Raw genomic sequence first — 22,939 nt, 5'->3', positions numbered from 1 at the left:
AGCAATAAATTTGTTCTTTCACTAGCAAGCTGGGCGCGATACTTATGAATGCAATTGAACGCTATTTTGGGATTAATGGTGAAAACACCACGATCAAAACGGAAATTCTTGCTGGTATTACCACCTTTTTGACCATGGTTTATATAATCTTTGTAAACCCAAACGTATTGGCTGAAGCTGGTATGGATAAAGGGGCAGTGTTTGTTGCCACCTGTTTAGCTGCCGCAATAGGCTGCTTTATCATGGGTATTTATGCCAGACTGCCTGTGGCGTTGGCACCTGGCATGGGTTTGAATGCTTTTTTTACTTATGGCGTTGTACTAGGCATGGGTTATGCATGGCAAACGGCACTAGGAGCGGTTTTCCTATCAGGTTGTTTGTTTATCATTTTAAGCTTATTTAAGATTCGTGAGTGGATTATCGATGCTATTCCAACAAGCCTTAAGCAGGGTATTGTGGCAGGTATTGGAGCGTTCTTAGCATTTATTGCGTTGCAAAGCTCTGGCATTATTATTGGTCGTGACGCAACATTGGTGATGCTTGGTGATATGAGCTCATTTGCGCCTATGATGGCCGCTTTGGGTTTCTTTATTATCATTGGTTTGGTTTATAAAAAAGTGCCAGGTGCTGTCACGATTGGTATTTTAATCATTACTTTGATTAGCTTGTTTACAGGTCATACCCAATTTGCTGGCATCATGTCCGCGCCGCCATCTATCGCACCAACGCTAATGCAGCTTGATATTGCGGGTGCATTCGACGTTGGGATGATCAGCGTTATCTTTGCCTTTTTATTCGTTGACTTGTTTGATACGACGGGTAGCCTAGTAGGCATTGCTAGTAAAGCAGGTCTAATCGATAAAAATGGCAATATTCCCAATATGGACAAGGCATTACTGGCTGACTCAACGGCCACGGTTACGGGCGCTATGCTGGGTACATCATCGACGACCAGCTATATCGAAAGTGCTTCTGGTGTTGCCTCTGGTGGCCGCACGGGTCTGATGGCTGTGACGGTCGGCATATTGTTCTTATTGAGTATTTTCTTCGCACCGTTGGCTGGTATGATTCCGGCTTACGCCACGGCAGGGGCGATTTTTTATGTATCTGTACTAATGCTATTTACCTTAAAAGACATCAATTGGGAAGATTTAACCGAGGCTGCGCCAGTGGCTGTGGTGCTATTACTAACGCCGCTTACTTATTCTATTGCTGACGGTATTGCGCTTGGTTTTATTACTTTTACTGCGGTAAAACTGATGACTGGTAAATTCTCAGAGATTACCATTCCAGTATGGGTGTTGACGATTATTTTATTGGCCAAGCTGGTGCTTTTGTAAGCTTTTAACGTCATTGTTTAGGCAGTTATTGCTACTTTTAACCCCTTTTATTCTGAACTGATAAAGGGGGTTTTTTGGGTATAGAGCGTGACTCAATGACTTCTGATTTTCTCAAGTATTTGATTTAAAAATAATTAATCTGCTGTAGTAAATAGAAAAATATAACCATAGCGTCACAGTTGATAAAGTGCTTATAACTGGTTGTTTTTTAGAATGATATTAATTTGTGAAAATGGTAAATATCGTTAGTTTGAAAATTTTTTTCATGCTAACATGCCCAAGTTAAGCGCATCACCTCAATCAACGCCGTAGAGGTTTTTCTTACAGTGAATTTGCGTTATATAAGATGACAGATTTAGGCTCAGTCAAAATGATTTTTTAATTAGCATTGTTTTGATCAAGCGGTAGACATATCTGACCATCTCACTCCTTTCACTACTGACAAGAAGAAGGCACTAATGCCGCTTAACTGTTTGTTGTTGCCTTTGTATTGTTAACGTAGCCCGTTTAACACTCGAACGATTTATCTAACGATTTCCAGCCTGTGCTGGATTTTCCCGTTTTGTGATGGCGCTGTTTGGCGTTTTGATTATTGCTGTGAGTATCCATTCATGACCACTATTTCAGATAATGGTAGTCATAGTCGGTCAAACAGAACGATCAAACTTCCTAAAGCACCATTTATTATGGTTTTTAAACGATAGTTATGGAGTTGTTATGAACCCAGTAGATCAGTTTACCCCGAAGACGCCGATTTTATTTAATCCCGTTGATTTGTTGTCGCCAGAATATATTACCCAGTCGTCAGAAACATTGCACGCGCGTATTTCACCATTGTATAGCGTCGATGAAACCAGCTGGTTGTCTGAATTATTATCACTTGCCAAACCCAGTAATGAAGAGCGCAATGCAGCTGCTGAGCAAACGCGCCAGTTGGTTGAGCATGTGCGTAATGATGGCAAAGCGGTCAAGATGGTTGACTCATTATTACTCGAATACAGCCTTGATACCCAAGAAGGTATCTTGCTTATGAGTTTGGCAGAAGCTTTGATTCGAGTGCCAGACAATTATACAGCTGATGCGCTGATTCATGACAAGATGAGTGTGGCTGACTGGAAAAAGCACATCAAGAATGACAATGGCTTTATGGTCAATGCGTCGTCGTGGGGCATGATGATGACGGGTCGCGTCGTCAGTATTGATAGTAACACCACCGCGACAGGCTTCTTGGATCGCATGACCAAAAAAATGGGTGAACCGGTCATTCGTAGTGCGATGCAAAAAGCCATGCGTATCATGGGGCATCAGTTTGTATTGGGTGAGACCATTGAAGACGCCAATAAAAACAGCCAGCCATATCGTAATAGAGGCTATACCTATTCGTTTGATATGCTAGGCGAGGCAGCGATTACCCATAGGGACGCTGAGAAATATTTCAATGACTATCTGCACGCCATTAGAGCTACTGCCAGCATCAAAGTCAAAGAAGGCATGCCGAAGCCTTCAGTATCTATCAAGTTATCTGCACTACATCCTCGTTATGAAGCCACGCAAGAAGCACAAGTGATGGGGTTATTACGTCAACGCTGCATGTTGCTTATCGAAGCGGCGCGTGAAGTCAACGTTGATCTCAGTATCGATGCGGAAGAAGCCGACCGTCTTGAGATTTCTTTGAAGTTATTTGAATCTCTGTACCGTGACAATTTGACGGCTGACTGGGACGGTTTGGGTATCGTTGTGCAGGGTTATTCTAAGCGCGCTATTGCTGTTTTGGCTTGGCTTGCTCGTTTAGCGACCGAAGTGGGTGACCGTATTCCAGTCCGTTTGGTAAAAGGCGCGTATTGGGACACTGAAATTAAGCTTGCCCAGCAAAAAGGTTTGTCAGGTTATCCTGTTTGGACGCGTAAAGAGGGCACGGATACTGCTTATCTGGCGTGCGCGCGCTTCTTATTGTCAGACCATTTGCGTGGATTGATTTGGCCGCAGTTTGCTACTCATAATGCGCACACACTTGCGTCAATTATGACCATGAGTAAACACAGAGACTTTGAGTTTCAGCGTCTGCACGGCATGGGTGATGCGCTTTATGATCATATCTTACAAGCTTATCAAATTCCTGTACGCATCTACGCGCCAGTGGGTGCACACAAAGACTTACTGCCATACTTGGTACGCCGTTTGCTAGAAAATGGTGCCAATAGCTCATTTGTCCATCAGCTATTAGATAAATCGTATCCAATTGATAAACTGACGGTGCATCCTTATGACAAGCTGCTGACCAATGCTACGTTGCACAATCCAGATATTCCATTGCCATTAGAAATCTATGGTGCAAGACGTGCCAGCTTTGGTCCCAATATATTTGTAGAGTCGCAATGGCTTCCGTTTAAGTCGGCTATTGACAGCCATTTGCACAAAACATGGTCCGCGACCTCTGTTATTAATGGTAAAACAATTAATGACTATGAGGCTGATGGCGCAACCCAGCAACTTGACAGTCAAACCGTTCGTGCGCCTTGGAATCATGACGTTAGCGCAGGTGATGTCACCTACGCCAATGCCGCATTGGCGCGCCAAGCCATCGATGCCGCAGTGGCAGGACAAAGCATGTGGCAAGCAGTGCCAGTTGCCAAACGCGCGGCTATATTGCGCAAAACAGCGGATATTTTTGAAGAAAATTATGCTGAATTGATGGCGCTATGCCAAGTCGAAGCGGGTAAAACCATGCAAGACAGTATCGATGAAATCAAAGAAGCCGTTGATTTCTGTCGCTTTTATGCTGATGAAGCAGAGCGTCTCGATGAGACTGTGCATGAGTTTACAGATCTAAGTGGCAAACAATCGCGCCAAGTTTATAAAGCGCGCGGTACTTTTGTTTGTATTAGCCCGTGGAACTTTCCATTGGCCATTTATACCGGTCAAATCATGGCGGCATTGGCAGCTGGAAATACTGTCGTAGCCAAACCTGCCGAACAAACCAGTTTAATTGCCCATTTTGGGGCACAACTGATGTATCAGGCAGGCGTACCAGTAGAAGCGTTGCAGCTAGTGCTTGGAGCAGGGGACGTTGGCGGTGCACTAACCGCCGCTGACAATATCGCAGGTGTTATTTTCACTGGTTCAACCCAGACCGCGCAACGTATTAATCAAAGTCTAAACGATCATGCACAAGTCAGCGGCGAGCTACCGGTATTTATCGCTGAAACTGGTGGTCAAAACGCCATGATTGTTGACTCAACTGCCTTGCCTGAGCAAGTGGTTAGAGATGCTGTATTGTCTGCCTTTGGTTCAGCGGGTCAGCGTTGTTCAGCTTGCCGCATATTATGCGTGCAAGAAGAAATGGCTGATGATTTGATTGAACTGTTGCAAGGGAATATGGCTGAACTATCGGTAGGCAACCCGCTGTATGCAGCCACGGACGTGGGGCCAGTGATTGATGGCGATGCCAAGCAAGGCCTTGAGGCGCATATCGAGCGCATGAGAGTTGAGCCGACAGCGACTATTTTGGCACAAACACCAATGAGCTCAAGCTCGGTTGTGAGTGAAGAGCAGTCTACCTTTGTATTGCCAACCGCAATTGAGGTAAAAAGCATTGAAGTCATCGGTGGTGAGCATTTTGGTCCAATCTTACATGTACTACGTTATCAAGCCCGCGATTTAGATAAGCTGATTGATGCGATTAATGGTACAGGTTTTGGTTTGACTCTAGGAATTCATAGCCGTATCGAAAATACTGCTGAGCACATTGAGCGTCGTGCTTTTGTCGGTAATACTTATATCAACCGTAACCAAATTGGCGCGGTTGTGAATGTACAGCCGTTTGGTGGTTGTGGTCTGTCTGGTACAGGTCCAAAAGCAGGTGGCCCGCACTATGTTGCACGTCTGATGCAATTAAGTACGGAATCATCAGTAAATGAGCTGTTAGCGACTGAGCAAACACTGATTAATAGTAATACAGCAACCTCAATCACCCAAACAGAAATCGCATAAGGAGTAGCAACATGGCGACTGAATTCAAAAAAAATCATGCCCAGGTTTGTGAGTCTTGGCGACTACTTGGCGCAGTCAATCGTGCCGCTTATCTACAGGCAGCCGTTGCAAAACTGGCTTTGCTTACAGGTGATGCCAATAAAGCAAAGCGTCTATTCAATCATTTATTGAGTGCTGCGCCTAGCTTGGATGAGGTGCACCGGATGACTGGTGCGACTGGCGAATCTAATGATTTGTATGTCACAGGCCGTGGTAAAACCATGGTCATCGGCGGTGAGTCTGCTAGAGCAATGGCAGTACTAGGGCAACTGATCGCTGCCTTATTGACAGGCAACGAAGTAATCTTACATTGCCCGAGCCAAGACGAGATGTGTAACGAAGCAGCAAAAATACTTTATCAAGCAGGAATCAGTGATGATGTGTTGAGCGTGGCTAATGATTCTCAAACCATCACGCTATTGTATATTGACCGTCTTGCGCAAGTTGCCGTCGCTGGTAGTCGTAGCGAAGTTCAAGCCATCAGCCAAGAGCTTGCCAATACTGATGGTATCTTAACGCAGGTTATCAGTGTGACTGATATGGAAGGCTTGTCAGAGATGTTGACGCCTGATTATTTGCATCGCTTTGTGACTGAGCGCGTTAAGACGATCAATACCACCGCTATTGGTGGTAACGCCAGTCTGCTTGAGCTTGGTACGGAGTAAGTATTTTAATTATAGTGCCACTTGGTTTTTATAAAAGCTAAGTGGTATCTGGCACAAGTATATAGTCGGTGAAAAGTAATATCGATACAACACTTACTGCTGGTGCAAATTTTTCTTGCTTGCTGTGCCTACGCAGACAGAGGCTGCAAAAAATTTACACCAGCAATACTGTAGCGACTTTAAAGTATTTCAACTATAAATGCCGAATATAAGCGTTTAAGTATAGCCAAAAAAACCGATATCTGACTAACAATCAGATATCGGTTTTTTTGTTTGTGCGAAAAATTGGTTTAAGCAAGTGGATTAACGCTTACTCTGCAAAATCAATCCATACCCAACCATTTTCTAACCATTCACTTAAATCATCTGAATCAATCTCTTTGACATCTGCGCTGTACAATTTTTCTCCATTTGCCAAACGTATCAGTACAGCCATTGCCGTTTCATCAAGACCATCGATGCGCTGACCATTTGCATATAACACAAAACCATCGCTCGTTTTGCTATAGAGTAGACGATTACTATAATCCGCTTGCAGCGTTGCACCTTCTGCCAAGGCTTTCATCAACTCATCAGTATCTAATGTCTCTTCTGGCATAAGTGCATCGTATTGACGTTTGCTTACCACTTCAGATACGGCTTGGCGAATAATGTGGTCACCACGCTCAGACTGTAGCATTTGTAATAATTGGGTTTTAATTGCATCGATACTGTCTGTTTGCAACTCACCTGACGCTTGCAACGCTTGCGGTAGCAGCATTGGGACAAACAAATCGCTATCATTGGTGGCGATATCAGCCATACTATCAATGATTTGCATTAAGTTCGGGCGACGACAACCAAATGAAAAGGTTAGGCAATCATCTTGTGCAACACCAAAGTGGGACAGTTTTGGCGGTACATAAAGTACGTCACCCGCTTCTAGTATCTCATCAAAAATAATCTCACCCATATCATCAAAAAGCCGAATCGGCTCGTCAGCGACAAACTCCGTGTCTTTATCACAGAATTTGCCCAATTGCCAACGGCGTTGTCCATACCCTTGCGCCAAAAATACATCATAATCGTCATAATGCTTGCCAACCGAGCCACCTTTAGGCGCATAGGAAACCATAATGTCATCACGTTGCCACTGCGGAATAAAATCAAACGCTTGCCACAATTGCCCAAGCTCAGGCGACCATTGTTCGAGGTTTTGCACCAGCACTGTCCACTGTTCTGGCAGGTTAGCAAAGTCCGCTTCAGTTAATGGACTTTTTTTAAGTTGCCACTGCGGTTGACCATTTTGCTTACTTGCTGCTTGGGTTAATAGGCGCGCTGATGCATCTTCTTCTAGTGCCAGACCAAGCATGTCTTCTGGCTCAAACATATCGATTAATTGCGGTAAACCTTGCTTGATAAGTAGGGGTTTTTTTTGCCAATATTCTGCCAAAAACTGCTCAGGAGTCAAGGAATCGGGTAAACAAAGAGGTAGAGAAGTCATTGATAAATCCATATTTTGAAATGGGTATGAGATTAATAAAAATGGATACTTTATAGGAAGGGTTTAATAGTTTATGATTATCACCTATGTGATGACTATCAGAGCATCCAATCACTCTTAGGAAGTTTATGAAAAAGCTGCATTTTATCGTCATTATCGCTAGCATGTTTTTACTACAAGCCTGTGTCCACAAGATCGTGACAGTACCAGTTAAAGTCGCTTATAAAACCACCAAAGGTGTGGTCAAAGGTACAGTCGCTGTGGGCAAAGCTATTATACCGGGTGATAGTGATGATGATAAAAAAGACAACTAATCTATGGTTTGACTGTCATTTAATTTTACGTGTCTGAAATAAAACAATCCCTGCTGCAATCAGCCCACCGAGTAGTGCTAAAGCCATGTCTTTGTGGGTATCCCAAACATCACCTTGTTGACCATTATAAGCCTCCGCCGCTTCTGGCGATAAAGTTGTTGCAATGCCCCATTCAAGTAGCTCGTAGAGCAGAATTGACGACATATTCATCATAAGTGCGACAGCTACCAACAGCTTTGTTGATTGAATGGTGAAGATAGATTTTGCGCTTTCAACCATAGCAATAAATAGCAAAAGCCCGTAGCTAAAATGTACGAGACGGTCGTACATATTGCGCTGCCAACCAAATAGCTCATTTAAGCGTACACCAACTAGCTGCTGCGTCCAATCATCGTAAGGCACATACGAATATAAATACCGTGCGCCTATAACATGAATGATTAAAAACAACGAAGCGAACACATAAGAGCGCGAACTAATATAACGATAGTGGTAAGCGCTCAGCATCAACGCTAAAAAAAGCAACGTGCCGAGCTGATGTAGCAGGTAGCTTGACCACTCTAAAGGCTCAATACTTGCCAGCACCATAACGATGAATATCGTGATAGTACTGACAGTAATAGCATTAAAGCGACTATACATATACATGGCAATGCATTGTGAGCACCTACTTATTCATTCGCTATTAAAGCTTAGCTATCCACTCTTTAATCGTACGTGCTTGTTCAGCAGCATTACCGATATAGGTAGCAGGAGTCATTTCACGTAAGCGCGTTTTATCAGCATCGCTAACAGCAGACAACTCATCACTTTCAACGAAGGTCAGCATGGCTGCACGAGTCATGGCATTGCCACGCGTCAAGGCTTTTAGTTTTTCGTATGGATTTTCCACACGGTAGCGACGCATGACGGTTTGAATGGGTTCTGCCAACACTTCTTGCGCTTGATCCAAATCATCGTTTAAGCGCTGTGCATTCAACTCAAGCTTGCCAACCCCTTTTAGGCAGGCATCAAAAGCAATCATGCTTTGTGCCAAACCAACACCGATATTACGTAGAACCGTTGAATCTGATAGATCGCGCTGCATACGTGAAATCGGTAGCTTTTCACCCAAGTGTGCCAACATCGCATTAGCTACGCCCAAGTTACCTTCAGAGTTTTCAAAATCAATTGGATTGACTTTATGCGGCATGGTAGAAGAACCAACTTCACCGTCTTTTAGGCGCTGTTTAAAATAGCCTAAGCTAATATATTGCCAAATATCACGATTAAAATCGATTAAAATAGTATTAAAACGCTTGACGGCATCAAACAGTTCAGCGATATAATCGTGTGGCTCAATTTGCGTAGTGTACGGGTTAAAGGTCAGCTCCAGACGCTGCTCAATGAACTGTTCTGCATGGATCTGCCAATCAACGTCAGGATACGCTGAAAAATGAGCGTTATAGTTACCGACCGCGCCATTGATTTTACCCAGTAGTTCCACTTGACTGATTTGCTTGATTTGACGGGCAAGGCGGTAAGCCACGTTTGCCATCTCTTTACCCAGGGTCGTTGGGCTGGCCGTTTGACCGTGCGTGCGCGACAACATAGGTTGGTCAGCGTGCGCAATGGCCAAGTCTACGATACTATCGGTCAGTTGCTGCATTTTAGCCACTACAATTTCGCGGCTGTCTTTGAGCATAAGAGCATATGATAGATTATTAATGTCTTCACTGGTACAAGCAAAATGAATGAATTCTAGTGACTCAATGAGTGCATCCTGACCACGGAATTTATCTTTAATAAAATACTCGACCGCTTTGACATCATGATTGGTCGTCGCTTCAATGTCTTTAATGGATTGCGCATCCGCTTCACTAAAGTCATCAACGATACTGTTTAAAAAAGCATTGGTATCTGCATCAAACGCTGCCAACTCACCAATTGCCTCGTTATCCGCTAATGACTGTAACCAGCGAATTTCAACGGTGACGCGCGCCTTAATCAGACCGAATTCAGAGAGATAAGGGCGCAAGCTGTCGGCTTTGGACGCATAGCGACCGTCGATGGGGGATAGCGCGGTAAGTGGAGTCATGATATCGCCTTTTGATGAACAGAAAGTAAATGAATGCTTACTACAGCAGGAAAATTTTGGTCGCGCAATTATAGCAAAAGTTGACATAAAAAAGTCAGCCTTAATACCTGCATCCATTGATTACTCATGAGGGATAAGGTAAATGAAGTATTCAAGGTATCATTGAATCGTTAGGCAATAGGACTTTTTGAAATTTTCTTATAAAATAAGCAATTTATATTTGTAACAGTATTGTTTTTTAATGTAAAAATACTTTAGAGCTGTATAAGGAAAACGACAACCAGCCTTTGGCAGGTACTGTGAAGCTATCACTAGATGCAGTTATGCCTGCAGTGTTACTTGATACCTCAACTTTGAGTAAAAATACAAAGTTATATGCTCACTTGGACACAGGCGGCAAAGTGCCTGAAAGTCCTTATGTGTTTGTTAAGTGGGTTAATAATCAAACGGGACAAGTGCTGTTATTTGAGAAAAAGACATCGTTGCCAACAGCAATCAAAACTGGGTAAGTTTTGAGCCGTATGATGGTTGGACGCAGGGTAGCTATGATATTCGATTTTATCAATTTACATCAGAACTACAGCCTGTTGCGCAGTTGACTTATCAGATTTATAACGTTGATGATGCCAATCCAAGTAACGGTAGGACGAGCGGAGCAGTAACCGCTACTACCGCCGCGGTCAAAAACTAAACCATCTTTAAAATCCACATGGCGCGTCGATAGACTCAATCACGCCACCGCCCAAACATACCTCATCGATATAGAATACCGCCGATTGACCTGGGGTTACAGCGCGCTGTGGCTCATCAAATACCACACGAACTTCGCTACCATTGGCATTCGTCGCAAACACATGGCAAGCTTGATCGGGCTGGCGATAGCGAGATTTTGCCATGCAGCGTAGACCTTCATCGCTAAAAATGGCTTTTGGTGGCAAACCATCTATCCAATCAAGCTTATAAGCTTTTAGCTCGTTGCTCATCATCATAGGATGCTCATGCCCTTGACCGACGATTAAGCGATTTTTATCTAAGTCTTTTGCCAGTACAAACCATGGCTCTTCAGGACGGTCTTTGACGCCGCCAATACCAATGCCGCCGCGTTGACCTAATGTGTAGTACATCAATCCGTCATGAGTGCCAATAATGTTGTTATCATCCGTGACGATATCGCCTTTTTGAGCAGGCAAGTACTGCTGCAAAAAGTCTTTAAAACGGCGCTCACCAATGAAGCAAATGCCGGTAGAGTCTTTCTTTTTTGCGGTAGCCAAATCATGCTCTTCAGCTATTTGACGTACAACAGGTTTTTCAAGCTCACCAACTGGGAATAGCGTCTTAGCAATTTTATCGCCGCCAACCGCATGTAAAAAGTAACTTTGGTCTTTATTGTTATCAAGGCCGCGTAATAACTGCGCAACCTCAGTGCCATTTTCATTTTTATAATTTACGCTGCGGCGTGTGTAGTGGCCAGTGGCGATATAATCGGCGCCAAGGGTCAAAGCATAATCCAAAAATGCCTTAAACTTAATTTCTTTATTGCACAAAATATCAGGATTGGGGGTGCGACCCGCTTTATATTCGGCCAAGAAGTGCTCAAAAACCCGATCCCAGTATTCCATTGCAAAGTTGGCTGTATGCAATTTGATACCGATTTTGTCACATACCGCTTGTGCGTCTGCTAGATCATCCATCGCTGTACAGTATTCAGTACCGTCATCTTCTTCCCAGTTTTTCATAAATAGGCCTTCCACCTTAAACCCGGCCTGCTGGAGCAAAACGGCTGATACAGAAGAATCGACACCACCTGACATACCAACAATCATATGCTTGGCGCTAGGATTGTCGATATCGGCAAGTGTCAAAGGGCGATGGGCAGTAAAAGAATTTGAGTTTGGTACGATGGCTGACATAGAGTGGCTCAACTATTTATACTTTGTCCAAAAGTTATAATGGTTCTGAAAATCAATACAATGACAATTGACAATCTCAGCAAGCTGACAGTTCCCGTTTTTCTTTTGGATTTGGTATTATGATAAAATAAGCGTCATATTATACCAGTTAATTGAAACTGGTGGCGACCGATGGCATTTTACTGTAAGCAAAACTGCTTTAAAAATTCAGAGAGTAGTTTTGAATTATTTTAATCAAGCTTAATTAATTTGGAATGATAATGATAAAAATTGGTCAAGGTATCGACGTTCATGCTTTTCATAATAATGGTCAGCAGCAGCAATATGTCGTATTAGCGGGTGTGCCTATTGAACACACTCATAGCTTACTGGCGCATTCAGATGGCGATGTGGTGCTACACGCGCTGGCAGATGCGCTACTTGGGGCACTGGCGCTTGGTGATATTGGTCAGCATTTCCCTGACACAGATGCCGCGCATGCAGGTTTGGACTCGCGGATATTGTTACGTTACGTTTATAGTAAAGTACAAGAAGCGGGTTATAGTTTAGGTAATGCAGATATTACCGTGATGTGTGAGCGTCCAAAATTGGCATCCCACAGTCAGGCCATGCGTGACAACATCGCTAGTGACTTACAAACGGATGTTAGTAATATTAGCGTTAAAGCCACCACGACGGAAAAACTGGGATTTACGGGTCGACAAGAGGGCATCATGGCCAATGCCGTGGTATTATTAGTGCCTAATGTTGCCTAACCCAAATAGATTCGCTACGACGCCGTCTGCTAAAACAATATAAAATAGTGCTTGTAATACAGTGGCAATTGCCCCATGTATCAGTCATATCTTTACTTAATTATTTTGCAATACAAATAATATTTTAACGAACCGCTATTATTAATAGGAGCTTTTATGAGTGAGCAAACCCCAAATACCGCTGCAAATGATGTCGAACAGCTGATTCGTGATCAAATCAAAGACAATAAAGTTATTATCTATATGAAAGGCACGCCGCAATTTCCGCAGTGTGGTTTTTCTGCACGTTCAATTGAAGTGTTGACTCAGATTGGTCGTCCATTTGCCTTTGTAAACATCTTAGAAAACCCAGAAATTCGTGCAACGTTACCAAAAATCGCTAACTGGCCAACATTCCCGCAATTATGGATCAACGGTGAATTGATGGGTGGATCGGATATTATTTTGCAGATGTATCAATCAGGTGAGCTAAAGCCACTGGTCGAAGACAATAGCCCTGCTGCTTAATAGTGAAGACGGTTTTCGGAATTCCTCTGACGTTGTAATGAGTGAGTAATACATAAATAAGTTTTACTATTAACGCACAACGAACCCAAGTGGTCTTAATTGGCTATTTGGGTTTTTTTGTGGTCTTTATACTTGATTGTTTTTATAGGTTTTGACCCCATACAGTGTTCAATATAAACAGAATGATAAGTACAATTATCAAAAAGAGAGTCTTATGAATACTCAAGAATCTGACCAGCAAAAAGCGCAAAAACAAGCTGCCGAGCAAGCGCTTATCGAAACACGTCGTGAGCGCTTAAAAAGTGAATCTTTACGTATCATTGAGATTGCAAGCAGTGAGGCAAACTCAGCACTTAAATGCATTCACCAGCTTAGTGTGGCAGGCGGCGCAACGGAAGCGACTTATGTTGCGATTGAGCAGCGTATTGTTGCCGACCAAGATCCTGCGGGCGCTTATCATTTGGCATTACTGGCACAAAGCACGCCAGATTTGCCAGTTGATGCACGTCAGCTTATTGAGTTGGTGGTCAATAAAGGTGACAACCAACAGCGTTTGGCCTTGCTCAAAAACTTACCATTACCGCCAGTTGATATGATTAAAGAGCAAATTTTAGCGAGTGATGATGGCGATGCGATTGGTCAAATGAATGCGTATCTACAGATCAATCCAGAAGGCTATGGGAGTCATCATATGGTGACGAGTGGTCATTCAGATCAGATCGTACCGCTAAGCCCCGGCAACCGTAATAATTAAAATAGCAACCAAGATAATGGTGGCTAAAATAGCGTCGAGCACGACATTAATTAACAATGCTGTTAAGGTTTAATCGAACTTATCGTTATTGATGTAGGTGTCTTTTCGCTTAATTCTAATAGTTTTTGTCCTAACGTCTTTTAAGCGTTAAAAAATTGTTATAATGATGAGTTATTCAACCAACTATGAACGACTTATCTGGTCGTTATCTTTTTTATAAATTCGACTGACGTTTATTTGCTGATGGCAATGTTCTTTGAAATAGAATATAGGAATCGGCAGCGTTATGAGTCAAGTGAGGCATACATGCAATACCCAAAACATTACGACGTGATAGTGATCGGTGGTGGTCATGCTGGCACAGAAGCGGCTTTGGCTGCTGCACGTATGGGCGCGCAGACCTTGCTATTGACGCATAACATCGAAACGCTGGGGCAGATGAGCTGTAATCCGGCGATTGGTGGCATCGGTAAATCACATTTAGTACGTGAGATTGATGCGTTAGGCGGTGCGATGGCATTAGCGACAGATAAGGCAGGTATACAGTTTCGTGTCTTGAACAGTCGTAAAGGGGCGGCAGTGCGAGCCACTCGTGCCCAAGCAGATCGCATTCTTTATAAAGCGGCTATTCGTCATACGTTAGAGAACCAGCCAAATTTGGATTTATTTCAGCAAGCCGCTGATGATATCTTGGTAGAGAATGGACGTGCCGCGGCAGTTGTGACTTCTACGGGGATTATCTTTAAGACCGAAACGGTTGTGTTGACCTCAGGAACTTTCTTAGGCGGGGTTATTCATATTGGTCTTGAAAACTCAAATGGTGGACGTGCAGGGGATCAGCCCTCTATCAAGCTCGCTGACCGTTTGCGTGAGCTTAAGCTGCCAGTTGGGCGTCTCAAGACAGGTACGCCAGCGCGGATCGATGCGCGTAGCGTGGATTTTAGTGTGATGGCGGTACAGCCGGGTGATACACCGCTACCAGTCATGAGCTATATGGGTGATGTGTCCATGCATCCAGAGCAAGTTAACTGTTATATCACTCATACCAATGCGCGTACTCATGACATTATTCGTGAGAATCTTGATCGTTCACCGATGTTCTCTGGCAAGATCGAAGGTGTTGGCCCCCGTTATTGCCCGTCTATTGAAGATAAGATACATCGTTTTGCGGACAAAGACAGTCATCAGATATTTATCGAGCCAGAAGGCTTGACGACACACGAGCTATATCCAAATGGTATCTCAACCAGCTTGCCATTTGATGTGCAGCTAGAATTTATCCATAGTATGAAAGGGTTAGAGAATGCCCATATTACCCGTCCAGGTTATGCGATTGAGTATGATTACTTTGATCCACAAAATTTAAAACCGACACTTGAGACCAAATCTATCGATCGTTTGTACTTTGCAGGTCAAATTAACGGCACGACGGGCTACGAAGAAGCGGGTGTACAAGGGTTGCTAGCAGGTACCAATGCCGCATTGGTCACTACTAACAATAGTGAGTTTGAAACGTGGACACCGCGTCGTGATGAAGCGTATCTTGGCGTGCTTGTTGACGACTTGATTACGCATGGTACCACCGAGCCATACCGTATGTTTACGAGCCGCGCTGAGTATCGTCTATTGCTACGTGAAGACAATGCGGATCAACGCCTAACAGAGACTGGTCGTAAATTGGGCTTGGTGGATGACGTACGCTGGCAGGCTTACCAAGAGAAAATGGATGCGATTACGACAGAAACGTCACGCTTGAAAGACATGTGGGCAACGCCTGTTAATGCCTTAGGAAAGCAAGTGACTGAGCAAACTGGCGAGGTGCTTTCTAAAGAATCAACCGCCTTTGATTTGCTAAAGCGTCCGCAAATACATTTTGCTGATATCGCTGCTATCACTGACTCAAAAGTTGATGCACAAGTGGGAGAGCAGATAGAGATTTCTGTCAAATACGCAGGATACATTGATCGCCAGCAAGAAGAGATTGATCAAATGAAGCGTCTAGAAAACACGGCGCTGCCAATGGATTTTGATTATAGCGTGGTGTCTGGGCTATCAAATGAGATTGTACAAAAGCTGACGCAAGTACGTCCAGCCACGCTCGCGCAAGCAGGACGCGTCAGTGGTGTGACGCCTGCTGCGATACAGTTATTAGCGATGACCGTTAAAAAACAGAAAAAAGCGAAGGCAGCGCTAGACTCATAATGGCAAACTGATAAAGATTTATGATAAAAAAGCCTGTAACAAAGCCCGCAACGATGTCTCGTTGCGGGCTTTTGTTTATGATAGAGTACTATATTTATCAAGAGAGATAGCGCTCATCAAAAGAAAATAACATACGACCTTGTCTTACTTGTCACTTTGTCTTTATACTGGGTCAGAAAATTTTGTTGCTATTTATTAATTTATTTCGCTGATGCTCATATTATTATGGGCTTGTCACCGAATCGAGTTTATTTATGATTGAAGCTATTATTTTTGCCATTACTATTGTATTTCCCAACCTTGCTTTAATGGGGTTGGGGTTTTTTATGCAGAGGCGCGGTGAGGCAAGCCAAACTTTTATTGATCAGTCATCAAGCTTTGTATTCAACTATTGCTTACCGTGTTTACTATTCTTTAGTGTGGTCGATAGCGACGTCGACTATGGTAAGCAAATCACACTAATCTTGGTTGGTATCTTAGTCACGTTCGTTCTGTTTATTGGGGCAGAGCTTTATGCCAAGCGTTATGTCAAACGACCTGCTGACCAAGGGGTTTTTGTACAAGGTATTTTCCGTAGCAACATGGCTATTATAGGTCTAGCGACCGTTTACAATGCTTACGGAGACGCAGGTTTAAGTATCGGTGCTGTCTATATGGGAATAGTCACGATACTGTTTAATATTTTAGCTGTCATTACCCTAAGCCGCGTATCCAAAAGTGCGGATGATACTTGGGTCAGTCGCAGTACTATGATTATCAAAAAAGTATTTACAAACCCGCTCATACTGGCATTATTAGCAGCATTTGCCTATAAGGCGCTGCCATTGCCACCGCTGACGGGTGTGATTCACACTACTGGTGATTTATTGGCAGCGGTAGCGTTGCCTTTAGCACTGATTTGCGCTGGTGCTAGTATTGATTTGAAGTCAATGTTGAATGCATCAGGGCTGTCCATGCAGGCCAGTATCGGTCGTATCGTGGTTGCACCATTGGTAGCTATTGCGATTGGGTTAGCGTTTGGCTTATCAGGTGTACATATGGGCGTACTATTCTTGATGGTGGCATCACCAGCCGCAGCAGCCAGTTATGTCATGGCAAAGGCTATGGGTGGTAATGACGTGCTTGCGGCAAATATTTTAGCATTTACCACTGTGGTAGGGATGTTTGGAATGGCGTTTGGTGCCGCAGCGTTGCGGGCGCTTGGTTTAATGTAATAATAGTTTTAGTAAGGTGATTTAATAATTTTAACTCGATATAAGAATTAAATGTCGGCATGTTCTTATAGCACTAAAAAAGCCCTTTTCTCCAATTGAAGAAGAGGGCTTTTATTATCTTACATTATCATGATTGCGCTTGTCTTCTCGGCGCTGTTTGCGCTTTGGGCTAGTACGATATGTTACATAACCAGCAATAGCCATCACGACGATAAACGCTGCAATGTATAGAAATATCGATGAACCGATAAAAGTAGAGGGTTCCATGACCTTTTTCTCATTGTTGTTTATCAATAATTATGCGGTCTCTGTTTGAGGTTGTAAAGTAAATAAGTTTAGTTGAGATGTAAGCTCAAGTGAACGTAAACGTGCCGTTTGATCATATATATTGGCTGTAACGATGAGCTCATCAGGCTCATGTGTGGCTAGAAATGCAGCCAGTCTGGGCTTGACGGTCTCAACAGAACCGATAAATGAGACTGATAAGGCATTGTCTACCATCATTTTCTCTGCTTGACTCCAGATACTATCCATATCGTGAGTTGGCTTTGGCATTTGACCCGTTTCACCACGGCGCAAACGTACAAAGCTTTGTTGAGCGGAAGTAAAGTGATAATGAGCAGTAGCATCGTCATCAGCAAGTAGCAAGTTTGCTGCCAGCATCACATAAGGCTTGTCTAAATAGACGGATGGTCTGAACTGCTCACGATAGGCAGTAATTGCTTGAGTAAGCATTTGCGGGGCAAAGTGCGAGGCAAAAACATATGGCAATCCTAAATGTGCTGCTAAAGTGGCCCCAAAAAGCGAAGAGCCTAATATCCAAATAGGAATGTTTGATTTTGCCCCAGGGAATGCCTGTACAGGGCTATCATCAGTGTTATTGCCTAAGAAATACATTAACTCTTGTACGTCTTGTGGAAAACGCTCAGCATCTTTCATTTGACGACGTAGTGCCTGAAAGGTTGCTCCATCCGTACCAGGCGCACGGCCCAAGCCCAAATCAACACGGTCGCCATATAATGCCTGCAATGTGCCAAATTGCTCAGCGATGACAAGTGGGGCATGGTTGGGTAGCATCACGCCACCAGCACCAATACGTATGCGCTTGGTTTGGCTACCTATATACGATAGCAGTACTGAGGTTGCTGCGCTAGCGATGCCGGGCATATTATGATGCTCTGCCATCCAATAACGGTTTAAGCCAGATTTTTCTGCTTGCTGAGCGGTTTCTACGGTTTGGGCAATGCCTTCAGCAATGGTTCTGCCTTCAGGAACAGGGGCGAGGTCTAAAAAAGATAAAGGGATTGTGTTATTCATAAAGCATCCAATAGAGTTATTAATTATTTTCTCTTGATATGCTCATTATCAATATCGATTTCAAGTCGTGTTACTGAGTAGTAATAATTCATAACAAATTAGCATGAGTTGCTTTTAAGCACTCTAATGGATAAAAAAACCGAGGTTGATTGTTGGTATTTCATAAAAAAAGCAGGCAACCTAAGTTACCTGCTTTTTCGATTGGCTATTACTAAAGCGGCAATGAATCAAATCATTAATGCTTTATCAATATGGTTTTATTTAGATTGGTCACTAAGCTTATAGGCCATGACATAATCGCCAATGGTGGTACCCACTGAACCATGTCCACCAGCAACAAGTACTACCATCTGCTCGCCTTTAGAGTTCAAGTAAGTCATAGGCGTGGCTTGACCACCTGCTGGAATACGCACATTCCATAGCACATCGCCATTTTTCAAATCATAAGCACGGAAGTTGTTTTCGGTCGCCGCTGATAAGAATGCTAAGCCGCCTTTAGTGATGATAGGTCCACCGATACCAGGGACACCCAACTCCAATTTTAATGGAATAGGAGATAAGTCTTGTACGGTACCATTTTTGCGTTGATAAGCAATCTCGCCTGTAGCCAGATCAGCACCTGCTATCGTGCCCCATGGTGGCTGCTGACAAGGTACGCCGAGCGGTGATAAAAACGGTCCCATTTCTACCGCATAATCTGCGCCTTCATTGGCATTAACCCCTTGCTCACCTTTATTGGTTTCAACATCTCCAAGTGTTTCTTTGGGAATAAGTTTCGAGGTAAAGGCAAGGTAAGTTGGCATACCAAACATCACGCCATTTTCAGGATCGACTGCGATTCCGCCCCAGTTAAAGGTACCAAAGTTACCAGGATAGACTATGCTGCCATTCGTTGATGGTGGTGTATAACGACCATCATAATTAAGCTGGTTAAATTCAATCCGGCACATCATCTGATCAATCAGGCTGGCACCCCACATGTCTTTTTCTTTCAACATCGGTGGCTCAAAACTCAAACCAGAATAAGGCTGAGTGGGTGCGGCGTGTTCACCTGCAATGAGATAGCCTTGCGGTGCATCACGTTCTTTGATTGGCACAATAGGCTCGCCTGTTGCGCGGTTCAAGACATAGACATCCCCTTGTTTGGTCGGTATAACCAAAGCAGGTTGGACACCATCAGCGGTATCTAAGTCAAGCAACGTTGGCTGAGCAGGTGTATCCATATCCCAAAGATCATGATGGACAAACTGTTGTACCCAGCGCGCTTCACCTGTTTCAAGATCTAGCGCGACAACAGAGGTTGCATATTTTTCTTCAGCTGCGTTTCGATAGCTTCCCAATTGATCGGGCGTGCGATTGCCCATAGGGAAATAAACCAATCCAAGCTCTTCATCAGCACTGGCTATCGACCATGAATTTGGGGAGCTGGTCTTGTAGGTTTGAGTGGGATCATTGACATCGAAAGGTGCTGTATTATCAGGATCGCCTGAATCCCAATTCCACATGAGCTCGCCAGTATTGACATCATAAGCACGGATAACACCAGAAGGAGAGTTAACGTCATAATTGTCATTAACGGAACCAGCTACAATAATAACATCACCAGCTACAATCGGTGGAGAAGTAGAATAGTAGTAGCCTGCTTGTTGAAATGGCATATTGTGCATCAAATCTAACGAACCATCTTCACCAAAATCTTGACAGCGTTGTCCAGTATTTGGATCGAGTGCATATAGTTTGGCATCAGAGGTTGGGATAAATATTTTAGCATCGCATTGTTTAGATGCGCTTTCAAAGGTATTACCAGCCACTTTTTGTGCCATCACATTACTGGTCGTAGTCGCTTGGTTGGCAACAGCTACATTACTGGCGCTATTATTGCTTGCCTGATCATTAACTGCTGGAGAAGTACTATCCGTGCCAGCTTGACCAGCATAATAAGACACACCGCGACAGGTCTGATGCTGACGTTGAAGGTTTTCCCCAACTTTAGGATCAAACTTCCACAGTGTCTCGCCAGAGTCTGCATCTAGTGCCAGTGCCCAGTTATGAGGCGTACACATATAAAGAGCGTTGCCGATTTTTAATGGCGTTGCCTGATAAGTGGTCTCACCAATATCGTTAGGGCCTTTAACATCACCAGTTTGGATTTGCCAAGCCAGCTCTAAATCTTTGACGTTGTCAGTGGTGATTTGAGTCAGAGGAGAGTAGCGTTGCCCATAGTCAGTACGACCATATGCGCTCCACTCACCATCAGCCGTTTGTGCACCATTTGATAGTGGGTCACCAAGATTTGCAGAAGTATCCGTTGAAGTGGCGCTTAAATCGAGTTCGCCTAACTTGTCTGTGGCATTGTTTGCTAAGCTCCCAAAAGAAAGGAGTGCGCCTACAACCACACTAGCGAGCAATCCCCAATAATAAAGAGGATTCTTTTTAACTGTGTTTGCGGTTATTGCACTATTAGTATCAGTGCTTGTAGTATCAGTGCTTGTCGCTACTTGAGCGCGCTGCCCACGCATCTTATTAGGTACCCAAGGCAATAGCATCAATAAACCAAAAATGAGTGGGAAGCCAACACGAGGTGCTAGCGCCCACCAATAAAAGCCGGACTCCCAAAGAGCCCAGACAATGGTCGCTACTATAAAAATAGCGTAGAGCCCGTAAGCACTCCAATGTTTTTTGAACAATAAAAATGCTGTCGCTAGCATGACGATGCCAGCAAAGAGATAGTATGGACTACCGCCTAAAGAGAGCAGATAAGCGCCGCCGATAAGCAGAGGGGCGGCAAAAACTGCCATAATAATCGCTACGAGTTTTTCCATGAGCGGTATAACCTATTACATAAAAGCAAATGGACATGCAGTGATCGACACCCAGTAACAATTAACTGTCTAGGCGTCCAGCAATACATGCATAAATAAAAAACAAATCAAACGTTGAATAACGTTCTAGATTGTATTTTATCACTTATACATAAGCTCGGTAAAGGTAGGGTAAGGTAGGGCCAGCGGTTTAGCAGCCCTATTTAGTTGTCAAATTGTTTCTGACACAGCTCCATAAAGGCACGACCGTATTGTCGAATTTCCGCATCATCACGTACCGCCATCCAACTGGTAAAGCGTCCAAAATGATCCACTGGAATCGCTGTTAAGTTTTGATAATGACTCGGCTCAAATGCCATTTCTGCGATGATACCAATGCCCAAACCAAGACCCACGTACGTACTGATGACATCAGCATCAAGCGCGGCCAATACGATGTCAGGCTCTAAACCTGCCTCTTCAAAGGTTTTATCAATCGCGCCGCGCCCCGTAAAGCCGCCGTGATAGGTGACAATTGGATAGCTGGCAAGGGTTGGCAAGTCAACACTTTCTTGATTCGCAAGTTCATGATCGCTGGGTACAATGACGCGATGCGTCCAATCATAATAACGGTAGCATCTGAGATAATTATTGTGTAGTAAGGACTCAGTGGCAATACCGATATCAGCCTGACCACGAATCACCATTTGTGCGATAGTCTCAGGATCTGCCTGTTGTAGAATTAAATTGACCTTAGGAAAACGCGCTTTAAATTCTTTCACCACTTGTGGCAACACATACCGCGCTTGTGTGTGAGTGGTCGCAATCGTCAGCGTGCCGATATTTGGGTTGTTAAAGTCGAGGCTAAGGTTTTCAATGGTGCGTATTTCAGCGAAGATAGATTCGATATGCGGCATAAGAGCCGTACCCATGGTCGTAAGACCCGTCAGTCGTTTGCCTTGACGAATAAAAACTTCGGTTTTGAGTTGATTTTCGAGGGCAGCAATGTGCTTGGACAAGCTCGATTGACTGGTGTGTAGTACGGTTGCGGCTTGACTTAAGTTATAGCCATTGATCACCGTATGCCATACTGTTTCCAGCTGTTTAAGCTGAATTTGTAAATGCCGCTGATTGACTACTACGTCGATTGCCATAACTTAATCCTATTGTATAGGTATACAGACCCTGTCTGTATGTGAAAGTAAAAATGTACGAATATGCTGTAAGAGCGTAGTGTAAAACAAAGCTATTATTCTTGTATATAATAAATAGCTATCAATTTATAATATTTAGGAATATAGAGTCTTTTATTTGAAATATACTCACTAATGCTTTGAAATAGGGATACATCATTAAACAAAAAAACAGCTACCTTCTAAAAGATAGCTGTTCGTAAGTTTTGTATAGTTGATATTAAATAGAATGGATACACAATATTATGACGCGAAACTGGTACAAATTTTTCTTGCTTGCTATGCCTTCGCAGCTCGATGCTGCAAAAAATTTATCCTAGTCTCACTGACCATTTTTTATGTTCACCTGACCATATCTAACCAGCGCTATTTGACCTA

Annotated in this window: 18 protein-coding genes; 10 read left to right on the top strand and 8 right to left on the bottom strand. The window is 43.6% G+C overall.

Annotation, left to right across the window (positions count from 1 at the left end; genetic code table 11):
* Positions 1-44 precede the first annotated feature (44 nt).
* From M917_RS09955 to M917_RS09945, 3 genes are all read left to right on the top strand, one after another.
* Complete coding sequence (locus tag M917_RS09955; protein WP_021814704.1) at positions 45-1,340, top strand: NCS2 family permease; 1,296 nt, start codon at positions 45-47, stop codon at positions 1,338-1,340.
* A 717-nt stretch (positions 1,341-2,057) separates the two neighbouring features.
* Entirely contained in the window at positions 2,058-5,330 is a 3,273-nt protein-coding gene (putA, locus tag M917_RS09950) for a bifunctional proline dehydrogenase/L-glutamate gamma-semialdehyde dehydrogenase PutA (protein WP_021814703.1), read from the top strand.
* Between the two features lie 11 nt (positions 5,331-5,341).
* Entirely contained in the window at positions 5,342-6,034 is a 693-nt protein-coding gene (locus M917_RS09945; RefSeq protein ID WP_021814702.1) for a Proline dehydrogenase (Proline oxidase), read from the top strand.
* A 310-nt stretch (positions 6,035-6,344) separates the two neighbouring features.
* Here the strand turns inward: M917_RS09945 and M917_RS09940 are convergent, their stop codons facing one another.
* Entirely contained in the window at positions 6,345-7,517 is a 1,173-nt protein-coding gene (locus M917_RS09940; protein ID WP_021814701.1) for a cupin domain-containing protein, read from the bottom strand.
* Between the two features lie 128 nt (positions 7,518-7,645).
* Between M917_RS09940 and M917_RS09935 the strand changes: the two genes are divergently transcribed.
* Positions 7,646-7,831, top strand: coding sequence for an NF038104 family lipoprotein (locus M917_RS09935; protein WP_021814700.1), 186 nt, complete (start codon positions 7,646-7,648; stop codon positions 7,829-7,831).
* A gap of 15 nt (positions 7,832-7,846) precedes the next feature.
* On the opposite strand, the gene M917_RS09930 is transcribed toward M917_RS09935, so the two are convergent.
* Positions 7,847-8,479, bottom strand: a complete 633-nt coding sequence (locus M917_RS09930; RefSeq protein ID WP_227500833.1) for a DUF2238 domain-containing protein — start codon at positions 8,477-8,479, stop codon at positions 7,847-7,849.
* Positions 8,480-8,516: 37 nt separating this feature from the next.
* Positions 8,517-9,908, bottom strand: a complete 1,392-nt coding sequence (purB, locus tag M917_RS09925) for an adenylosuccinate lyase (RefSeq protein WP_040642579.1) — start codon at positions 9,906-9,908, stop codon at positions 8,517-8,519.
* 299 nt (positions 9,909-10,207) lie between these two features.
* Here purB and M917_RS13740 point away from each other — a divergent pair, with 299 nt between their 5' ends.
* The gene (locus M917_RS13740; RefSeq protein WP_152513975.1) at positions 10,208-10,417 is read left to right on the top strand and encodes a hypothetical protein; all 210 of its coding nucleotides are present in this window, start codon (positions 10,208-10,210) and stop codon (positions 10,415-10,417) included.
* 189 nt (positions 10,418-10,606) lie between these two features.
* On the opposite strand, the gene mnmA is transcribed toward M917_RS13740, so the two are convergent.
* Positions 10,607-11,818: a tRNA 2-thiouridine(34) synthase MnmA gene (mnmA, locus tag M917_RS09915; RefSeq protein WP_021814696.1), complete on the bottom strand. Its 1,212-nt coding sequence runs from the start codon at positions 11,816-11,818 to the stop codon at positions 10,607-10,609.
* A 254-nt stretch (positions 11,819-12,072) separates the two neighbouring features.
* On the opposite strand from mnmA, the gene ispF reads away from it, so the two are divergent.
* From ispF to M917_RS09890, 5 genes are all read left to right on the top strand, one after another.
* The gene (ispF, locus tag M917_RS09910) at positions 12,073-12,573 is read left to right on the top strand and encodes a 2-C-methyl-D-erythritol 2,4-cyclodiphosphate synthase (RefSeq protein WP_040642577.1); all 501 of its coding nucleotides are present in this window, start codon (positions 12,073-12,075) and stop codon (positions 12,571-12,573) included.
* Between the two features lie 156 nt (positions 12,574-12,729).
* Entirely contained in the window at positions 12,730-13,080 is a 351-nt protein-coding gene (grxD, locus tag M917_RS09905; RefSeq protein WP_021814694.1) for a Grx4 family monothiol glutaredoxin, read from the top strand.
* A 214-nt stretch (positions 13,081-13,294) separates the two neighbouring features.
* Positions 13,295-13,834, top strand: coding sequence for a hypothetical protein (locus tag M917_RS09900; protein ID WP_021814693.1), 540 nt, complete (start codon positions 13,295-13,297; stop codon positions 13,832-13,834).
* A 306-nt stretch (positions 13,835-14,140) separates the two neighbouring features.
* Positions 14,141-16,036 carry a tRNA uridine-5-carboxymethylaminomethyl(34) synthesis enzyme MnmG gene (gene mnmG, locus M917_RS09895; RefSeq protein ID WP_021814692.1) on the top strand — a complete coding sequence of 632 codons (1,896 nt, stop codon included), beginning with the start codon at positions 14,141-14,143 and terminating at the stop codon, positions 16,034-16,036.
* Positions 16,037-16,290: 254 nt separating this feature from the next.
* Positions 16,291-17,250, top strand: coding sequence for an AEC family transporter (locus tag M917_RS09890; protein WP_021814691.1), 960 nt, complete (start codon positions 16,291-16,293; stop codon positions 17,248-17,250).
* 114 nt (positions 17,251-17,364) lie between these two features.
* On the opposite strand, the gene M917_RS14225 is transcribed toward M917_RS09890, so the two are convergent.
* The 4 genes from M917_RS14225 to M917_RS09875 all read right to left on the bottom strand — a co-directional run bounded on the left by M917_RS14225 (position 17,365) and on the right by M917_RS09875 (position 22,522).
* Positions 17,365-17,517: a hypothetical protein gene (locus M917_RS14225; protein WP_021814690.1), complete on the bottom strand. Its 153-nt coding sequence runs from the start codon at positions 17,515-17,517 to the stop codon at positions 17,365-17,367.
* Positions 17,518-17,547: 30 nt separating this feature from the next.
* The gene (locus tag M917_RS09885) at positions 17,548-18,567 is read right to left on the bottom strand and encodes an LLM class flavin-dependent oxidoreductase (protein ID WP_021814689.1); all 1,020 of its coding nucleotides are present in this window, start codon (positions 18,565-18,567) and stop codon (positions 17,548-17,550) included.
* 257 nt (positions 18,568-18,824) lie between these two features.
* Positions 18,825-21,389: a membrane-bound PQQ-dependent dehydrogenase, glucose/quinate/shikimate family gene (locus M917_RS09880; protein ID WP_021814687.1), complete on the bottom strand. Its 2,565-nt coding sequence runs from the start codon at positions 21,387-21,389 to the stop codon at positions 18,825-18,827.
* 203 nt (positions 21,390-21,592) lie between these two features.
* Positions 21,593-22,522, bottom strand: coding sequence for a LysR substrate-binding domain-containing protein (locus tag M917_RS09875; protein WP_021814686.1), 930 nt, complete (start codon positions 22,520-22,522; stop codon positions 21,593-21,595).
* Positions 22,523-22,939 lie beyond the last annotated feature (417 nt).

The sequence above is a fragment of the Psychrobacter aquaticus CMS 56 genome, from assembly GCF_000471625.1.
Lineage (GTDB): Bacteria > Pseudomonadota > Gammaproteobacteria > Pseudomonadales > Moraxellaceae > Psychrobacter > Psychrobacter aquaticus.
The sequence above is the reverse complement of the archived record's forward strand: the minus strand, read 5'-3'. Positions and strand labels throughout refer to the sequence as shown.

Bases quoted from the DNA above. Each gene is read 5' to 3' on its own strand.
- M917_RS09955 (WP_021814704.1), top strand. From the start codon at position 45: ATGAATGCAATTGAACGCTATTTTGGGATTAATGGTGAAAACACCACG.
- putA (WP_021814703.1), top strand. From the start codon at position 2,058: ATGAACCCAGTAGATCAGTTTACCCCGAAGACGCCGATTTTATTTAAT.
- M917_RS09945 (WP_021814702.1), top strand. From the start codon at position 5,342: ATGGCGACTGAATTCAAAAAAAATCATGCCCAGGTTTGTGAGTCTTGG.
- M917_RS09940 (WP_021814701.1), bottom strand. From the start codon at position 7,517: ATGACTTCTCTACCTCTTTGTTTACCCGATTCCTTGACTCCTGAGCAG.
- M917_RS09935 (WP_021814700.1), top strand. From the start codon at position 7,646: ATGAAAAAGCTGCATTTTATCGTCATTATCGCTAGCATGTTTTTACTA.
- M917_RS09930 (WP_227500833.1), bottom strand. From the start codon at position 8,479: ATGTATATGTATAGTCGCTTTAATGCTATTACTGTCAGTACTATCACG.
- purB (WP_040642579.1), bottom strand. From the start codon at position 9,908: ATGACTCCACTTACCGCGCTATCCCCCATCGACGGTCGCTATGCGTCC.
- mnmA (WP_021814696.1), bottom strand. From the start codon at position 11,818: ATGTCAGCCATCGTACCAAACTCAAATTCTTTTACTGCCCATCGCCCT.
- ispF (WP_040642577.1), top strand. From the start codon at position 12,073: ATGATAATGATAAAAATTGGTCAAGGTATCGACGTTCATGCTTTTCAT.
- grxD (WP_021814694.1), top strand. From the start codon at position 12,730: ATGAGTGAGCAAACCCCAAATACCGCTGCAAATGATGTCGAACAGCTG.
- M917_RS09900 (WP_021814693.1), top strand. From the start codon at position 13,295: ATGAATACTCAAGAATCTGACCAGCAAAAAGCGCAAAAACAAGCTGCC.
- mnmG (WP_021814692.1), top strand. From the start codon at position 14,141: ATGCAATACCCAAAACATTACGACGTGATAGTGATCGGTGGTGGTCAT.
- M917_RS09890 (WP_021814691.1), top strand. From the start codon at position 16,291: ATGATTGAAGCTATTATTTTTGCCATTACTATTGTATTTCCCAACCTT.
- M917_RS14225 (WP_021814690.1), bottom strand. From the start codon at position 17,517: ATGGAACCCTCTACTTTTATCGGTTCATCGATATTTCTATACATTGCA.
- M917_RS09885 (WP_021814689.1), bottom strand. From the start codon at position 18,567: ATGAATAACACAATCCCTTTATCTTTTTTAGACCTCGCCCCTGTTCCT.
- M917_RS09880 (WP_021814687.1), bottom strand. From the start codon at position 21,389: ATGGAAAAACTCGTAGCGATTATTATGGCAGTTTTTGCCGCCCCTCTG.
- M917_RS09875 (WP_021814686.1), bottom strand. From the start codon at position 22,522: ATGGCAATCGACGTAGTAGTCAATCAGCGGCATTTACAAATTCAGCTT.